Annotated in this window: 16 protein-coding genes and 2 pseudogenes; 10 read left to right on the top strand and 8 right to left on the bottom strand. The window is 51.6% G+C overall.

Features of this window, described 5'->3' with window-relative positions; all coding sequences use genetic code 11:
• Positions 1-22: 22 nt before the first annotated feature.
• Positions 23-196: pseudogene (locus AC3I65_RS04335) on the top strand (PD-(D/E)XK nuclease domain-containing protein); the annotation flags it as partial.
• Positions 197-229: 33 nt separating this feature from the next.
• Here the strand turns inward: AC3I65_RS04335 and AC3I65_RS04330 are convergent.
• Both AC3I65_RS04330 and AC3I65_RS04325 read right to left on the bottom strand, forming a co-directional pair.
• Positions 230-556, bottom strand: coding sequence for a low molecular weight protein tyrosine phosphatase family protein (locus AC3I65_RS04330; protein WP_488523487.1), 327 nt, complete (start codon positions 554-556; stop codon positions 230-232).
• Entirely contained in the window at positions 553-747 is a 195-nt protein-coding gene (locus AC3I65_RS04325) for a hypothetical protein (RefSeq protein ID WP_488523486.1), read from the bottom strand. Before AC3I65_RS04325 ends, AC3I65_RS04330 begins: the two co-directional genes overlap by 4 nt.
• Before the next feature lie 183 nt (positions 748-930).
• On the opposite strand from AC3I65_RS04325, the pseudogene AC3I65_RS04320 reads away from it, so the two are divergent.
• The 3 genes and pseudogenes from AC3I65_RS04320 to AC3I65_RS04310 all read left to right on the top strand — a co-directional run.
• Positions 931-1957: pseudogene (locus AC3I65_RS04320) on the top strand (DUF927 domain-containing protein); the annotation flags it as partial.
• Positions 1958-2048: 91 nt separating this feature from the next.
• The gene (locus AC3I65_RS04315) at positions 2049-2891 is read left to right on the top strand and encodes a chromosome segregation protein SMC (RefSeq protein WP_488523485.1); all 843 of its coding nucleotides are present in this window, start codon (positions 2049-2051) and stop codon (positions 2889-2891) included.
• 66 nt (positions 2892-2957) lie between these two features.
• Entirely contained in the window at positions 2958-3146 is a 189-nt protein-coding gene (locus AC3I65_RS04310) for a hypothetical protein (protein WP_488523484.1), read from the top strand.
• 353 nt (positions 3147-3499) lie between these two features.
• Here AC3I65_RS04310 and AC3I65_RS04305 read toward each other — a convergent pair whose 3' ends face one another.
• From AC3I65_RS04305 to AC3I65_RS04290, 4 genes are all read right to left on the bottom strand, one after another.
• Entirely contained in the window at positions 3500-4363 is an 864-nt protein-coding gene (locus tag AC3I65_RS04305; RefSeq protein WP_488523483.1) for an AlbA family DNA-binding domain-containing protein, read from the bottom strand.
• 23 nt (positions 4364-4386) lie between these two features.
• Positions 4387-7422 carry an ATP-binding protein gene (locus tag AC3I65_RS04300; protein WP_488523482.1) on the bottom strand — a complete coding sequence of 1012 codons (3036 nt, stop codon included), beginning with the start codon at positions 7420-7422 and terminating at the stop codon, positions 4387-4389.
• A gap of 588 nt (positions 7423-8010) precedes the next feature.
• On the bottom strand, positions 8011-8703 hold the full coding sequence (locus tag AC3I65_RS04295) for a nucleotidyltransferase domain-containing protein (RefSeq protein WP_488523481.1): 693 nt from the start codon (positions 8701-8703) through the stop codon (positions 8011-8013).
• Between the two features lie 253 nt (positions 8704-8956).
• Positions 8957-9547: a pentapeptide repeat-containing protein gene (locus tag AC3I65_RS04290; RefSeq protein ID WP_488523480.1), complete on the bottom strand. Its 591-nt coding sequence runs from the start codon at positions 9545-9547 to the stop codon at positions 8957-8959.
• A 1077-nt stretch (positions 9548-10624) separates the two neighbouring features.
• On the opposite strand from AC3I65_RS04290, the gene AC3I65_RS04285 reads away from it, so the two are divergent.
• Together AC3I65_RS04285 and AC3I65_RS04280 are read left to right on the top strand one after the other, a co-directional pair.
• A complete protein-coding gene (locus AC3I65_RS04285; RefSeq protein WP_488523479.1) occupies positions 10625-11368 on the top strand; it encodes a hypothetical protein in 744 nt (247 codons plus the stop codon).
• A 253-nt stretch (positions 11369-11621) separates the two neighbouring features.
• The gene (locus AC3I65_RS04280; RefSeq protein ID WP_488523478.1) at positions 11622-11822 is read left to right on the top strand and encodes a KTSC domain-containing protein; all 201 of its coding nucleotides are present in this window, start codon (positions 11622-11624) and stop codon (positions 11820-11822) included.
• Positions 11823-12066: 244 nt separating this feature from the next.
• On the opposite strand, the gene AC3I65_RS04275 is transcribed toward AC3I65_RS04280, so the two are convergent.
• Entirely contained in the window at positions 12067-12426 is a 360-nt protein-coding gene (locus tag AC3I65_RS04275; RefSeq protein WP_488523477.1) for a DUF6124 family protein, read from the bottom strand.
• A gap of 491 nt (positions 12427-12917) precedes the next feature.
• On the opposite strand from AC3I65_RS04275, the gene AC3I65_RS04270 reads away from it, so the two are divergent.
• Complete coding sequence (locus AC3I65_RS04270) at positions 12918-14111, top strand: colicin E3/pyocin S6 family cytotoxin (protein WP_488523476.1); 1194 nt, start codon at positions 12918-12920, stop codon at positions 14109-14111.
• A complete protein-coding gene (locus AC3I65_RS04265; RefSeq protein WP_139051116.1) occupies positions 14108-14338 on the top strand; it encodes a DUF7683 domain-containing protein in 231 nt (76 codons plus the stop codon). The genes AC3I65_RS04270 and AC3I65_RS04265 overlap by 4 nt, the downstream gene beginning before the upstream one ends.
• 41 nt (positions 14339-14379) lie before the next feature.
• Here AC3I65_RS04265 and AC3I65_RS04260 read toward each other — a convergent pair whose 3' ends face one another.
• Positions 14380-15087, bottom strand: a complete 708-nt coding sequence (locus tag AC3I65_RS04260; protein WP_274090871.1) for a class I SAM-dependent methyltransferase — start codon at positions 15085-15087, stop codon at positions 14380-14382.
• Between the two features lie 231 nt (positions 15088-15318).
• Here AC3I65_RS04260 and AC3I65_RS04255 point away from each other — a divergent pair, with 231 nt between their 5' ends.
• Both AC3I65_RS04255 and AC3I65_RS04250 read left to right on the top strand, forming a co-directional pair.
• Complete coding sequence (locus tag AC3I65_RS04255) at positions 15319-15717, top strand: DUF488 domain-containing protein (RefSeq protein WP_305467467.1); 399 nt, start codon at positions 15319-15321, stop codon at positions 15715-15717.
• Between the two features lie 135 nt (positions 15718-15852).
• Positions 15853-17361 carry a DUF6630 family protein gene (locus tag AC3I65_RS04250; protein WP_488524298.1) on the top strand — a complete coding sequence of 503 codons (1509 nt, stop codon included), beginning with the start codon at positions 15853-15855 and terminating at the stop codon, positions 17359-17361.
• The last annotated feature ends 12 nt before the right edge of the window (positions 17362-17373 follow it).

The following is a 17373-nucleotide window of genomic DNA, read 5'->3' as shown; positions in this document are numbered from 1 at the left end:
GTAATTTGCAAGATCGCTAGCCGACGAGCTTATTCTGGATATCGCACGCTATCGGGCCCATCCCGAATGCCATGCAATCACTTTTTTCGTTTATGACCCTCGCGGCCTTGTTAAAAACCCTGTGGCATTGCAAACGGAGTTATCGGAAATTGCAGGCGAGTTACCTGTAAGCCTGATCGTTTCGCCTAGCCATTAGGAGAGGGCAGCTTGTGGAGACTGCCCTAAATGCTCAAATACACAGGTACGACGTCACCGCTCGCTCAAGCATGTCCACCAGCTCAGGATCCATGAAGCGATAGTCATCGGGAATATCCAGAACATGCAGCCGCTTGTGTTCAAGCAACCGAGCGTACTCTGCCCGTAGACGATGCTCGTGCTTGCGCTCCATTACAAAAATGACATCGGCCCAACGGATATCCGCTGGCCCGATAGGTTTGCGTGCATTGGGGCTAGTGCCTGCCGAACGAGCGTCGAAACCGGGACGCCGATGCCAGATCGCCTCTCCGGTTGGACTACGCCATTGGTTACGACTGCAAACGAACAGGAGATTGGTCACTCTTGATCCAACAGTTGGCGAGTGGTGCGGATGGGATAATTCATACCGAGCTGACGCGCCCGGTGCAGCTTGTCGGCACGGGTGTACATCTGCTTCCAGTTCTTTACTGGCTTGAAGTCCTGTGGACTAATCGCTTCGCGTCCACCGTGTTTACGGGATTGCGTGCGTCTCCAGCTACGGGTTCTTTCCATGGTCATTTCCTCGTGAGTACCGGGTTCAGCAGCCGCGGTAATACGAGGTGGCAAGATGGTAAGCGTGAATCGAGTTTGTGGCTAGTGTGGGCGGTGTTGGACAGCTGCGGTTAGGGTTCGTAGTAGCTATCGATTCGAAATGCCGGGGTCAGGAGAAATACATCTGCCCCTAATTCCACTCGATTCCTCCTGCTGGATGAAATCGGCATGTGCGACCCGCGCATCATCGGTGAAACGGTGTACATGCTGGGCAATGGCACCGGTAAGGCTCGCGCCAATGATCGAGGACAAGCGGGCCGACAGGTACAGGAGTGGCGCTTGCTGTTTCTTTCGACGGGCGAGAAGACGTTGGCGCAGCACATGGCCGAGGCTAACAAGGAGCTGAAAGCCGGCATGGAAGTGCGCATGTTGGCCGTGCCAGCGGACGCCAGTAAAGGCCTCGGCATGTTCGATGTGTTGAGTGGTTTCGACGACGCAGCGGCCCTCTCTGACGCGCTCAAGGCTCGGGTAGCCAAATACTACGGCACGCCACTCACCGCGTTCCTGGCGGCCCTTTGCGAGCCCGGCAAGATGCAAGATGCATGGATGGTCAAACATCCTCCGCCGTACTCTGGAAGGCTTTGTTTCCAAAGCGCTCCCCGCTTCGGCCAGTGGGCAGGCACACCGAGCCGCCGCACGCTTTGGGCTGGCCGCCGCTGCCGGAGAGCTGGCGACCGCTCTCGGCATTACCGGCTGGCCCGACGGCACCGCGACCACAGCGGCACGTGTGTGCCTGAGCGCGTGGCTGAATGAGCGTGGCGGTGCCGGAAACCTTGAAGGCGATGCGATTTTGGCCCGTCTGCGCCAGATCATCGAGCGCTTTGGTGAAAGCCGCTTCACCCGCTGGGAAACCGCCGCCGCGAAGATCGATGAGCACGGGCCCCGCACCATTGACCGGCTGGGCTTTCGCAAAACCCTGGAGCACGGCATGGGCGACACCATGCACACCACCCACACCTACTACGTGCTGCCCGAAGCATGGCGATCCGAGATCTTTCGGGGCATGAACATCAACGCTGTAAACAAAGAACTGCTGCACCGGGGCGTGCTGGAACCTGGTAGCGACGGCAAGGCATCGAGTTTGGTCCGGTTGCCCGGTTTAGGCCCGCAACGCTGCTACATCGTGAAGACGATACAGGGAACGGATGAGAGCGAGGCTCGGGCTGCCTGACGGCCTCCCTATTGATCGAGGTAGCGCCGGCTCATTCCCGGCCTCGCCAGCCGCTCAACCCAACCCAATCGAATTACACAGAGACGAAACAATGAACGACATCCAAAAACTGAAAGACCGCCGTGAACAACTGACCTCCGAAGTGGAACGCATGCGAGCCGAACTCTTGCACTATGAGACCGCTCTAGCCGCCCCCGAGTCTATCCAGCGAGGCCGGGAGCGGGACGTGCAGGATCAGTACGCCGAGCGGAAAAGAAAATGTGATTCGCTGGACTTTGAAATCAATCAGTTAAATCAAAAAACTCTTCGACGCGAAAACATCGCCAATCACGAAACACTGATGGCGGGCTACCGCAACGCCATGGCGACGTGGAAAGCCGACGAGAACGAGCTCAACGAAAAGCGGCAGAGTGTCAGCACCCGTCTGAATGAAATCCGTCAGCAAGCCGCAGACGAAATGGCGAAGGCACGTCAGGCAGAGACAGAAGCGGCGACTGCCTACGCTCAGGCCGTCGCGTGGGGCGACACCGAGGGCGAGAAGACCGCTAACGCTGACGCTCAAAAAGCCGCCAAAAACCTCGCGACGGTAGCCGAACAAAACCGTCGTCAACAGCTGATGATCAGCGCTCTCGAACAAGAGCTGTCCACCATCGATCAGCACATCGCTGAAGCGCAGCAAGAACACCAAAAAATCGAGAACAAGGCGCTGCACCTCGCCAACGCGGTGCTTGAAGAGAAGTGGAATGAGGCGGCTCAGGCTTTGCTTGATGTGGGCGGACAACTTTGCGCGGCGCGTCGGATGATCGACCGGGATCCTGTTGCGCTGCTCAAGCTCAACGTTCCAGAGCAAGGGGAAAATTTTAGCAGTTGGGCCTGGAATGATTTGTCGGAGCGCTCAGTGCGGTACAACGTGCAGGACGTGCTGGCTTTGTAACGACCTGCCCCACCTGAAACAGCCTACGCGTGTGGGCTGTTTAAACAATGCCCAAGGATCAGCACTATGAACACTGCCATGCAGAACAGCCCCAGTCATACCGAAACGCTGAAGGCAAGGAAAACCCATCTGAGCAGCCTGCTCAAGCTCATGGGCTCTCGCTGGGGCAAAAGCACAGCGATACAGAACCTCACCGCAAACGCGATCAAGGCAGAGCTGAGCCTCATTGATCAGAAACTAAAGCGCCGGAGTTAACGCACGTGGAAGCCTAGCCGGCTTCCGCTGCCTGTTCTATAGGGAATTGGTTGGGCCGACAGGTTTAACTGCTCAGTTCCACCCTCACATTTAAAAGGGCAGCTTTCGGCCCAAAAAGCCGTCGTTCATAGTTCAGATCACTCTGCGCTAACGCGGTACCCGAGTTCGACGCTAAAGAAGAAAACGTCAATTTATGCGCTTTCATGTCGCAGATCATGGATTCGTCACACCGAATTTTGCGCCAGTCACCAAAGGCGAGAAGGATTGGCGTTGAGATTTTCACGGCAAAATTTGCCTGTACAAAAAAAACAAATGGGCAGGTATTTATTCTTAGATAAATGCCTGCCCATCGCTCAAAAATGATCTTCAATGTATGCTATCGCCTGCCTTATACCGAGCAACTCTGTTTGAGGGCCTACCCTTACATAAAATAGCTCATCATACTGACTTTGTCCCGCGAATTTCCACTTCAGGAATACGGGACGATTACTGGGAAGGCAGCTCACAGAAAACACAAACTTATTATCCACCTCTATTACACCCGCCCTGACAAACTCTGAAAATTCCGAACCAATCGCCCCCCTGAAAACATTCCAAAAGTGAAGTTGAAATTTATCATTATCGGGAAACAAATCACCATCAATACCCAACAGTTCTCCTTCATCGTTAACCCCGACCAGCAACGTGCCACCTGAAGAATTGCAAAAGCCGGTTATTGTTTTAAGCACTGAAAACTCCATCTCACGATCTTTATTACCGGTCCGAAGGTTTATTCTTAAGGTCGATTTAAATTCAACAACATCTGTTTCGCCGCCCTTAATCATAGATAACAAACTTGCGAGCCGTTGTGATTTATTATCTAGGGCACGCTTCAGTTGCTGTGGAAGTTCAGTTATCAAATTCTCTTTTGTGACATAATCGACAGCCCCTAATCGGAGCGCCTTGATTGTTTCAGCTTGACTGCCCTCACCAGAGACAACAATTGAAGGGAGGTTGCATTTCAACTCATTAATTTTTTGCAGAAGCCACAATCCCCCCCAGCGGCCTGGAGGCATGGCCAAGTCGATAAGCACAAGATCATAAACTTTATTTTGTATCTTGAGCAGTGCATCTTCGCCATCATTGGTAAATTCAAAATTTACTTCATTAAGTCCCAAAATTTGCACTATGCTAGCAATTAATTCCTGCTGATCGTCAGCCCAGAGAATATTTATCATAAATGATTCCCACCGCTCTGCTATTAATTTATTTGCATTGAAGGGATCCAGACCTTAACAGTGGCCCCCACATTTTCACCATTTGAAAAAGCTATGCTCCCTCCTAGTTCCTTTACAGTTAACATTACTGCCATAAGACCTATGCCATGACCAGTTTTTTTAGATGTTTTCAGTGGAACACCATTCTCTAGCGAAACTAGTTGCTCCTCTTTAAATCCAGGACCTGCATCAGATATAACGAACTCTATACCTTCTAACGTTTCATCTATAATGTAAGAGATATAGACGCTCCCGCCACCACCCATCGCCTCTATAGAGTTTTTAACAAGATTACTTATTAGCGCCCGCAGGCGAAATTCGTCTGTGCATATCTCAATTTTCGAGTCACAAGGTAAAAAAATCAAACTAACCGAACTCGGCACCCATGACCACAACTCGCTGATTAATGCCTTAATGAATACATTTACTTGTACGGGAGCGATCGTTGCTGAACCAGTTTCCTTGGATAGATTCTTTACAATATTTAGTGCGGCTTTAGCTTTATCTAAGTGGCCGCTAGCGTCGGCAGCAAGCAAGTACCGCTCTCGCCCTGTGCTTTTATTTTTTGCGTACTCAGAGGTAAAATAATAACCCAATATACTATTTTTTACATCGTGCAATATAGAAGCTATTTGGTCATTTGCAGCCGCCTCATAAGGCTCCTTAAAATAATATTGCCACCAAAGCTCTAAGGAAATTTTTCTAGCGACGCTTGTTGCAAGCGAACTTATAAATATCTTAATAGAATCTTCAAATGTAACTGTTTTTGTTATACCAAGTATAATTTTCAAATCATACAACGCTGGTGACACAAGCACAGATTCTAGCTCATTTCTTGCAAGGCCTTTAATGGCTATACATAGTTCGTCATGCTCAATATCAAGTTCAACATTGATCGCATCATCCTTGGCATCTACAACTTTGAAAATATCGAGTAGACACAAGTGGGCCCCATCGACCTCAAAAACTTCAGCAAGGGGATCAGCCTGACATATTATATTTGCTTCACCTCGCCTGAGAAGTTTGAATTCTTCAACAATTTCTCCGACACTGGTAATGGCTATATCTCCGCCTTTCAATCGTGTAATGGTCGCTTCAGAAATTAAATTTTTAAAAGCAATACTACTTCGTATGTCGTGCGACTCTTGAAGAGGATCCGCTTCAGATAACTCCAACTCAAGATCATCAATAGTTTTAGACAAGCTACTTTTTTTGTTTGAGACCAAATTCCTGCCAGCATGGCCGTAATATTTTATAAGACCAGCTTTATTTACATCATCCTCTAGATCAACAAACTTGCTCATCAGGTCAATGAAGCGTTCGAAACCTGTAAAGTACATATCTCTAACAAGATTCACGCCTAGAAAATTCTTATTCATGAGTTTTGAAACTCTCAGTGATCCACTTTTATCTCCCGCATTCCTTGCCAAACTAATGGAATGTTTGAAAATCCACCTTATATAATTATCCTGACCAAACTCAAATACAGGAGCAGCTTCATTAAGTAGAACCGCATCAAATATGTTTTTGTTTTTTCGAGCGAGCTCCGACTCTAATACAACGTTTGGCTCCCCGTCGTTGCGTTTAGAAAGCTGTGTGTCCCCTCGGATATTTAATACACAATCAAGGTAGTCTGACTCAATCGTGATATTTGGTGTTGCGCTCCGCTGTTGATCGCGAAATAACACATCAGTTTTAAATCTAGTTTTCAAACCAAGAGCCTGGCATTTTTCTTGGAATACTGACTTTACCGGAACGACCTCATCGCGAGACAAATTCATATTTTTAGGCTTGGTCTCAAAGTGCTCTAAAAATATCGGCACATCATTAATTAAGACTTTAGCAGACTCTAACCTTCTTCCTTCAATCAAGAAGATCACACCAAATAATGCCTGAACAAATTCGCACTTAGTTGCTTGGGTTAAATTTTTCTCTCCGGCACCTAACAAAAGCACATCACGCGTCAGCAACTCTTCATAAATCTCACTAATACTACGCTCGTTGACTAGCACCCTGACTACTTCTCGAATTCCTCCAGCTTTTGAAAGATCATCCAAGCTGAGAGTTCTGATAACCGTATCGAATGCTATCCATTCAATGACGCTGGCTCCTAAAAAGGCCAAAATAGTATTGTTTTTACCAAGGATGGAATTTCCCCTTGCCAACCTGTAGCTTCGATGAGTTAGAGCAAGGCCAACTAGAGGGGCAGACCAGACGGGCAGCTTCAGCTTTTCTACAATTAAATCAACTCTACGAGAATTGGTCGGTGGTGGCATCAACTTAGTTTCTAAAATATAATCAACTTGTTTTTTTGCATTCACTGACTTCTTTTTGCGTTGCACTCGTATGGAGTGCTTTTCAATAAAGAGTTCTGCTGCTTGGAGCTCCGCTAACCGCTTAGAGGGCCCCGCACCTTCACACCGTGCATTTAGAGCTTCCACCTTGACCTTGAAAGTCCGTGAGTGCGCAGGACCTACTTCCTCAAGTACAATATAATTGGGCAACTCCCTTCCAACACTTTGACAATATTCTTGTAGTTTCGTCTTGCTATCTTTTTCCGGAACTATGTCTATTGACTCTAGCGATAATAGCTTATCGATAAATTCGTCATATAGTCTTGCATAGCCGAAACTGTATTGAATCGATCCGATTAGTTGATTGGTAAGGGAATTATTAACTTCTACCGAATTTTTTTCGTGTGAAGCAGTCCCGCGACCAAATCTTCCTTTGCCGGTGAACTTAATTTTTTTACCTAGCTGCTCGTAAACGCAAACTTTTATTTTTCTTTCTGCTAAAGAACAAGCACCGGAGGTTTTCTCAGCTATATCCACGGCTCGGCAAGCTGAGTATAAATTTATTACGGATTTCCCAAGCGACTCCCATGCATCAATTATTCGATCGTCGAGATTGTATTCTTTTAGTTTTTCCGAGGCGTACTTCCTAGCCGATTTATGATGGAGTGCGGCCAACATAAAATTATTCTGTTCAATTTCTGCAGCCAGCCTTCTGATGTCATCCATGCCTATTCTAACCCTCGTAATAAATGCTATCGGAGACCTTTTATTTAATTCTGAGAGGGTCCTTAGTCACAGTCTAAGCAATGAGTTGTGGTCGGTACAGTTTTTCCTCTGAATTAGGGCCAATGAGTTACCCTTCCAAGCCAATGCAGCACTAATGCACGGTAGAGTGCAAAAAATCACGTCGTAAGGATGTTAGGGATGGACCGAACCTCTAATCTCGACGTAATTTTCTATGCACAATCGTCCGCTTTTGGCCAGAAGCAGTCGGTTGCTACCTAGCCTTGTAGGCAGGCTTTACGAATTTGGATAAGCAAATCAGATATAGGAAGACGGTGTTGTGCCTCATCGTCGAAGACTATACGACTCTGGTCAGCCTCAGACTTACACCTTGCGGAGACCCGATGAAGAAGGAAGCAAATGGCATCGAGTTTGTCTTCCGGTCTTTCAACCGCAGCACATCGCTTTTGCCATTGCTGGATCGCCTCAGTGGTCAAACCATGTAGTTCCGCGACACTTGAAAATCTGTCGTTGACTATAGCGAGCACGTTGCGTTCAGTTTGGACTCGTGAAAAGAAGGAGCCAAAGCGGTCAGGAGAAGGAGTTCTCACGTGCAACCTCAATTATGTTCTGTGTCCATGTGTATGCTGACTGAATACCCTCCACTAGTTTTTCAATAGCGATAGGAGGTGCAGGTAATCCGCGTTGTGACGCATGGCGTGCGTTAATAAGTGTTTGGTAGAAATATTTGCTGCACGGCGGCGCTAGCTGAAGTCGCGCCGACACGTCAAACGGTGCAAATCGGCTAAAGCAAGGCAGCCCTAGGACGGACGGGCTCAATGACATACCAACATTGCGAAGAGCAACATAAGCAATACCCGCTTCGTATACTGGAGATTTACTGCCAAGTAGTACGGATTGCAGCGCAGACTTGAGTAAATCGCTAAAGTTTATCGCGTCGACTAAACCTCCAGTGTAAGGTGCTGGGGATGGGAAGGTGTGCAGATAGTCTTGACGATTTTCCCACCCTGGTATCGGACGAGCCTCTAGATGCAGATGCCAAGCGAATAAGTGGCCTTCTTTGAACATGCGCTCTAAGTGGCCACACGAATACTCCGCGAAGGTGCAATGCATGGACATCGCGGAGGAAACCTGCTCCCTGGCATCAGCCTGTAACCGGCTGTCGAGCACTTTGTCGTAAACCAATAGCACGTCGGTGTCGCTCATACGGTCTTGGTCACCACGCGCAACCGAACCGAAAAGGTACGCTTTAAAATAATTCATTTTTTACCCTATCTTCTGGCTATGTATTTATACAGCACAGGTATAGCTAAACCTATAGATACATAGCGCAAGGTCACCGCGAGTACAGATGTGATAGGGCTGGCTGAAACCTCCGAAGCACTTACACTTGGGAGATCAACATACAGTGACGACAGAAAATACAAGCTCTTAAAATACTGGTTAAATAACGCACCAATAGATACGGCCTCCATGTCTGCGACTTGACCTGCAGCGTGAAAAGAACTAAATACAATCAGAAAAAAATAGTCGACAATGCTAGCCGAAATAGTGACTCTCCATGCCCCCAAACGTATCGTTCTGCTAAAAGGCGAAGGTGGTGAAACCGCGCGGCTAACCGCTGGCGCATGGAGTATTTTTGATAATAGCCAGTACCTGCGTTTGCGATGCCACGCCAATGTTCAATCTCCGTGCGAGCCTCATGGTATACGACATCTGCTTCCCACTTCGTATCGCCGACGCTGTGAGCATTTGCTCTTAAGTTATGCAGCATTTCCCAGCGTACGTTCGGATAGCCTGGAAGGTTAGCGAGAAGTTGCGGCACTGGTAATATGCAACGATGAAAATCAACATAACTAAAGTCGCAGTTCTCAAAAGTCGCCGAGCGAAAAATCGATTCGCGAATGCGTGCGCCGATGAATTTACAGTTGATAAAATTCGCCTTATGGAAGTAGCCACGCACAATGATGCTATAAGAGAACGTACAGTCACTATAAGTGACTTCCTTACCCTCGATGTCGCTTAAGTAGCGCCCAGAAAAGTCTAGACGCGATAGGGTTCGTGCCGAGCCGGCACCGAGATCATCCCGGGTTATGAGGCTTTCCATGAATACGCCGTAAGTAATAGGTCTGAGGTATCACTGCTGGCTCAATATAGCAGTGCTTTAAGCAGTTCTCATGGCAAAATTGACACTCCCTACGTGAAGCACATGGGGGGTAGGATAATAACTGAGCGGGCGGAGTCTACATCCTAGCCAAAATTACGAAGGCGACCGTCTGAATCTACTGATTTCCGCCGGTCGCGACCGACAGCAAAGGGAGGTATCGCTCCGTCACTAATGTGTATGAACGTCATACCTAACTGCCAATCGTTGCTGATGGCAGTGACAGTTCGACGAGAGCTTCTTTCCTGTTTATGGATCTACTTGAGACCTCGGAAGCGTTACACCAGTAGGCTTAGTAACATCCCTAAAACTCATGGCTAAACACAGTGTTACGCCGATAATATCCAATGAATACAGTCATTTATCGACAACCGTTACACCCGTAACGTTCGTAACACTGCTTTCAGAAGGATGCGTATTCCCCCGCACCCCGGAAGCATCAATGCCACCAGCGAACGTCAGTAGCAGTTCCAAATTTTGCCGGGGACCCTGAGATTTCTTTAGGACACGGGGTCGGAAACCCGCGTGATCGTGTTAGCGAAGAAGTGCACAGCTTAGTGAACAGGTGAACCTGGTGAACTGATGGTTCACCTGTGCATTTGCCCTGTCGCTTGGTGGCTCGCCGGGGACCCTGGGCATTTCGAATGGGTACGGGGCAAAGAACCCGCAGCATCTTGTTAGCGACTGAGTTTTCTACGTCGGTTGACAGGTTGACGTGGTTGACAGCATCCCCAAGGTTGACCGGGTTCAACCGTTCGCTATCAACAACACAATGGCTAACCTTTAACGTTGCGGTAACGATCCCCTTTTTTCGTCAGGATCCTTTCAATTTCAACGTTGAAATTTCAGTAAGCTGCAATCTCTGTCGCTACCAAGATCCCGCGGGTTTCCGACCCCGTGTCCTTCTAAATTCGTCAGGGGCCCCCGGCGTTTTTTCAATCAGAAGACCGAGTCGGGCTAGCGACGAACGCTTTGATTTGGGTATGGTGCCATCCCGTTAAAGTCTGCAGGGAAGCACTGATGTTCTGGAAGAAAGACAAATCAATCCGTGTCGAATTGGTCACGCCCATCACGCTCGTCACCGCTCCTTCTTTAGGCGCACAGAGCCCAGTGGTATCCGAGCAAGTACCTGGCGTTAAAAAACTCGAAACCAACGTCGATTTGGCGTTCAAGCTCATCAACTACGCGGCACTTGGCCTCCAAGCGGCACTTGTGGTGTATGGCTACTCTTTGTTGGTTGGCTACTACAACAGCTTCGGAATCGATACCAACGAGATTGCATTGAGTACGCCTAGCCTGCTTCTATTCGGCTACATCAGCTTGTTTTCCGGCGCCTTGGAAGCCGCGAATTACGTCCCCATCATCGGCCCAGGCATTCTAGCGTTTTGCTTCATTTTGGTAGCGGGCGCGTTCATCCGGGCCGTGGTAAAGAACGCGAAACGAGACACAAAAATTGTTCTAGCCTGCTGGGTTGGATTTCTTTTGTTCATAGCCTTTTTCACGCCGGCTATCGGTGTTCAACAGGGCATAAAAATGGGTAAAGCTGACACTAAGGGGTTTACTCAGCAGGAACTTATCAAGGGGTTGGACAAGCAGCACGCGTTGACAACCGACAAGGGCGTGAAGCTTACAGGCACCCTCATTTTGGCTGATGGCAAGAATACTTTCTTACTGGTAGACAAAACCGTATACAAGATGGAAAACAGAAGTGGCCGCGTGCTGAGAGAAACGCTGCTGACTTCGAAGCCGGGGTTACCTCAATAATGCCTAGCGAGCACTCAATTAGCCCATACAAAAACGCAGATGGGAGTCAGCCCTAAGGGGCTGATTGAGCATGGTGAAGGCAGCGTGTATCCCTCCTTAATCCTGGATATCGCGAGCAGTCACTGAGACCAATATTTACAAGGCTCTACGAGGCGAGTTCAATCGACGCCAGCAACAGTCCGAATGGATATCGTGAGCTACGATCTTCAGTGATGCTGACCTGTCGGTTAGCCCCTCTGTGAAGGACATCCCTATGGACATGGTTCGTGTGAACTCAAGAGCGATCGCAGCGGTAGGTTACGATCCAGCGACCAACCGCATGAAGATTACCTTTAAGCAGGGGAAGACATACGACTTTTGCCGTGTGCCATTGAACGTCTATCAAGGGCTCCTCAACGCAGTGTCCAAAGGTGGTTACTTCGACAAAGTCATAAAGGATCGCTATCAATGCTGAAACGGGGCCGAGCTAAACGTGCCAGGGTTCACAATGAAGAATGATCGAGGGTTTGCATGGAGTCGCCGAAACTCTTCATACTCCCCCCAGCAATGGCGAGCATGTATCCCTACATGTATCCCTAGAAAGCAAACCTCTCTGGAGGCCTTGAGTTTACTGGAACACTACAGTCTCCCTCGGGCACAAAAAAAGGTCTTGCTGGGCAAGACCTTTTTTCATCCGAGCCGCACGCAGCATTGCAGCCCTACCTCACCTCAACAATATCCAACGCCCGATTAGCCAACAGCTCACTCACCTCAATCACCTGCAAAATCCCCAACGCAACACGCCGCCTTGACCCATCCAGATCAAACGCCAAATCACTAATCATCGCGTTCGCCGAAGCAAGGTTCTCACTCAGATTCGCCAGCAAACACTCAGAATCAACCCCCGGATCAATCCGTAAAATGGAGTCGGACTTGTCAGTCGTTTCTTTCTCAGACTTGGGCTTCAGATAAAAATCTAACGCTCGCGTGGCAGCGTCATCGATTTTCTTGTTGCGGGCGGACTGGGCGCGGGAGGTGGGTTCGTCTGCCGCAGGGGGATTCGGAGTAACTTTTGCCATCGTCTTGCTTCCTGTAGTTGGAGCCACCACCCGCTCGCGACTAAACGATGGGAGGCAGCTGTACGCAGGTTAGTCGACCGGGGAAACAAGAAACCGGCGCGTCCGAGGACGCCCTGCGCACAGCCACCATCGAGTGCAGGATGGGAATCCTGACTGGATGACGCCTTGCACAACCTGTTTCACCTTGGGCGACTAAACCCGATCACTGATGAGCAGTGACAGGTCCCAAACTACCGACGCAACCCAAGGCGAACAAGCCGGCGGATTCTGGCGTAGTTGTAGGCAAAGGCGCAAGGCGAGGTCGGCTGGCGAGTTGCGGGCGCCCAATGACTGACAGCCCGATCTGACGCTTCAGATTGTTCCGAGTCTCAATATTCAACCCTACCGGTATTGAGGAAACCAGAACAACCACTTCAAGAAACCTCCTACATCACGTCCCTCTCTTCCCGCGTTAGCGTCTGTCCTGCATTTTTCCGGACGAGACTCACTACGTGGCGGCAAGCAAAAACGACATCCCCCAGGTCCGAAACCCGCCCAGCGGCGATGGGCATCACGTCACTTATCGGGACATGACCGCCAGCGAACTGGCCGAGCGCGAAACCCGGCAGCGGGCTTATGAAGCCATGCTTGCCCGGCAAGCTGCCCATGAACAAGCGCGCTGGGCCGCGGTGGATAGCAAGCCTTTGTCCACCGCTACCGGATGCGTGTTTGCCAAGAGCTGCAAGCTCCCCAACGGCATCATCGATTACAGCAACCCCAGCGGCTACGTGCCGGCAGATCTGGTCAAGCAGTACGGCGATCTCATGTGGCTCGGCGGCCGGAGCGCCGACCCGTTCGGCACGATCCCTCTCAAGCAGATCGGCGCAGGCACGGTGCCCGTTACCTTGGGCAGGCTCGCGCTGGGCGGTTCGGCAACTTCCACGGCTGCGGCTGCCGGCGGCACCGTCGGCGCAGCGCTGCTGACCGGCATCGTCGCCCTGCTCTGGCCGTCCAATCTGGGTGACAGCGCGCTCTACAGCGAAGAGCAGTTACGCAACCTCAAACAGGCCCGCAGCCGCATGCGCTTGAGCATCGAGCAGCAGGCCGATGGCAGCCTCAAGGGCTACGGCTTTTACACCGGCCAGAACAGCGATTGGGAAATGGTCGACGTTGTTCAGTTCACCCCGCGAGCCGATCAGTTCATCGCCGACCTGGGGGATGGCATCGAACTGATCTGGACGCCGGTTACCAACCCGTCCGACACCCTTGGCATTCCCGCTCTGGAAGCGGCGCCTCAGGCACCACCTATTTGGATCTATCCGCCGACGCCGGTGGCCGACAGCATCATCGTCGACCCGATCTATCCGCCGGAGTACAGGGATTTCATTCTGGTGTTTCCGGCGGATTCGGGGGTTCGGCCGGTTTATGTGGTTTTGAGTGTTCCGGGGGATCATAAGTACTACCCTGCTCCATCGTCACTTCCGGCGTTTCCAGACGCAACGTCTGCCCCATTAAAAACTGCTGTGCGTGGAGGAGGTAAAAAACGCCGACGATGGAAAGATCGCTCAGGAAAAATTTATGAATGGGACTCACAGCATGGCACCGTAGAGCTGTACACAAAACAAGGTAAACACCTTGGTGAGTTCGATTCTGAAACGGGTGAACAAACAAAACCCGCAAACCCATCAAGGAGGGTAGAAAAATGAAACACGTTATTGAAATTTTCGACACAACGTCCGAAGAGTTGTTGCAGAGCGTGGAAATTCCACAGTCGTATTCAGCACAACTCGCTGAGCTGATGGGCTGGACACAACCTGACGACCCATATGATGGCTATGATCTTTCACCGGAGCAGATAGAAACATTAGAGAAATGGACCCATACCACATTGAATGGCGACAACCGCATCATTCAAATCGTCTGTCTTGAATAAAGCCAAGGAGTACTCTGGCGGCTTCGCCCAACACTTCTAACTCACTCCACATCTGCCTGCCGCGTACAGACCCATCCGTGCATCAATCCCGCCTGAAAGAACTGCACAGGAGCGTCAAACCCGGCGGCCTTGATAAGGCTCGCGACCTGTTGCGCAGGCAGGATCGCAACATCTCTGGCGTAAGCAATACGCGCTCGCTCCAGCACTTCTGGCTGAAGACCATCGGAGGACATCAAAGTCATCCAACTGCGTAACAGCACCTCATAGGCAGGCGATTCGGTATCAGAGGCGAGGTCGGCGTTCGCCAATATTCCGTGGGGTTTAAGGCGCTGGGCTATTTCGCGAAAGAACCTGGTGCGGGCATCTTCTTCCAACAAAAATTGGGAGACCAGCAAGCAGGTAGCCGCGTCGTAGCTGGCCTCGGCGACGAGCGTATCCAGGTAGCCTTCGTGAAAATGGCAGCGCGATAGAAAGCCATGCTGAACGGCCCTCTGACGACAGACATCAAGCATAGCGCCCGAAGGGTCGACAGCAGTGAAATGCCAGCCGGGGAAGCGCTCCGCCAGATGGGCAAGTTCCGCCCCCGTGCCAACGCCGACGCAGAGTATCCGAGCATTTTCCGGCAGGCCGGCGAACTGAGATTCGAGCAGCAAATAGAGGGCGGCGCGAATCGGCGCCATCCTTTCCCATTGCTTGTCGTAGCTGACAGCTTGCTGGTCGAACAATATCTTGAGGTCTTCACTGCGCATAGGGCACCTTGTGTCGTGATAGACGCATCGCGTAACCGCGGTACTGCTTTCAGTATCCCAGACCTGTCAAGCCCCACACCTTTGCGGCCGCCATGCTGTGGATCAGCACTTCCCAGGACCCCAGTCGAGCATTGATATTAGGATTATCTCAGCAGGTTGCGAGGGGGGACTCAACCCGATCACTGACCTCGGCCTATTCTGACGCTGTCCCCTCTCCCACAGGCAGGCCCCATGATCCACTGCAAACGAGCCTACGAAGCAGCCAGCACCGAGGACGGCGTACGGGTTCTGGTGGACCGTCTATGGCCGCGTAATTGTCGCAAGGACGAACTCCCCATCGCGCAGTGGCTGCCGGAGGTGGCGCCTTCTCATGAGCTGCGCAAGGCGTTCAAAGCGGGGGCGGTTTCGTTTGAGCAGTTCAAGGTGGCCTATCGCAAGGAGTTGGCTGCACGGCCGGAGGGGTGGTGGCGGTTGGTGGATGTTGCGCGGGGCGGCAATCTCACTCTGGTATATGCCGCCAAGTCCACGGTCGAGAACAATGCCGTGGTGTTGGCTGAATGGTTGGAGGATGAGGTGGAGAAGCAGGCGGAGGGGAGTTCGCCGGTTTGTTATTTGGGTGGGGAGTTCTGATGGGCGGCAGGATGGTTTTGGGGCCGCTGCGCAGCCCAGCGGGAGCAAGCTCCCTCGCCACGGTGGTAGTTATTCTTTTCAGGCGGTGTGCGGCTAAGATGGCGCGCAGGCGAGTTCACAAGGAAGGCTGGCGTGATGCAATCCCGTTTTGATCCCTTGGTTCATATCGATTGGAAAACACCGGGCGCTGAATTGCTTGGGCTGCTGCAGCATTACTATCCCGACATCGGTGTATTTTCCGGGCCGGAATTCGAGGCGCTGTTGGATGAGCTTTCCAACGAAATGGCCGAGGTCTGTTTCGAGGCGTTGGCACCTGTGCTGGCGCGTCACGGCTTTGACCTGTGGAACCTGGACGCCGGCGGTGATGATTACCGACCGGTGATTGTCCCAGCCGATCAACGCGAGGCTTTTGCACAACACTGGCAAGGCCAAAGCGCAGAACCGAGGTTCACGCCGAGGCTGATCGAACCGCAAAAGCCTGCCGCCCCCGACCGTAAATCCAGCAAGCCCAAGCGCAGCAAGTTGAACTGGCTACAGGACGTCCACGACTATCCCGGCCCCACTTACGTGCATGACTACAACTACCGCAACGGCTGGGCCGCCATCACCGAGCAGGACGAAGACCAGTGGCTGTGTTTTCTGATCGATTACAACCCATGGCCGCCCTCGGAGCAGGACATGCTCGAACACCGCACCGATGGGGTGGACGGCGCAGACTTGCAGCTCATCGATGCCAACACCCAGCGCAGCCTGTGGAAGCGCCGGGTGAAAAGCGGCGCTTACAGCTCGGATGACCGCTACCAATATGAGATTCGCGAGGGCGATGACATCCAGGGTTTCGGACCTGTCGGGATGCAATGGTCGGAGTTTGAAGATCCCTGTGTCGTGGTCGATTCAGAGATATTCGAACGTCAGCGTATTTACGAACCCGAGCATTTGACGCGGATCTGGCGGATCACGGCGGACTCCAGCGAGGTCATTTTCGAGTACGCGGATGAACTGACGATCCTGCCCATCGGCCCGCGCCGCTTGCTGTTCATGCAGCACAACGGCCCGCGGTGTTGGGTCTGGAATCAAGACCCGCCGCACCAGGCCATTGCCGCCAAGCCGATGCCGGCTGACGCCTATAAATTGCGGGCGGCGACCGCGTACCTGGGCGGTGACGAGGTCCTGCTGTTCAGCGAAGGCGAGCGGCAGAACCTTGAGCACTCGGGCTATCAGGAGACGGTGCTGCTGGCGTGGCGCTTCAACTTCGTGACCGGCGCTACGACGAAGGCGCTGTTGGACGGCTTTGGCAGTGAGCTGCGCCAGGACACCCGCCTGCTGGTTACGCAGCCAAAGCAGGTCATCACGTTGCGCACGTTTCATGGGCAACTGCATGTTGCCCGGGGGCATGGGGATTGGTGGGTGTGGAATTACCGGACGAATACGTTTGGCACGCAGACCTTGGCGTGGTTTTGGAATCAGCGCAGCCATGAGGTGTTGAAGCTGTCGTCCAAGGATATTGCGCGGGTCAAGCCGGAGATTCGTTACCTGGCGGCGCAGGATCGGTATCTGGCGTTTGAGGCGGAGTTTGTGGCGCGGTTGCCGGGGTTTGCGCAGATGGTTGAGGCTAAGGGGTGTGAGGTTTTGGTCTTTGAGTGAGGCGGATTTGCT

The organism is Pseudomonas sp. N-1-13, from assembly GCF_057787095.1.
This window is presented reverse-complemented; position numbering and strand designations above follow the sequence as displayed.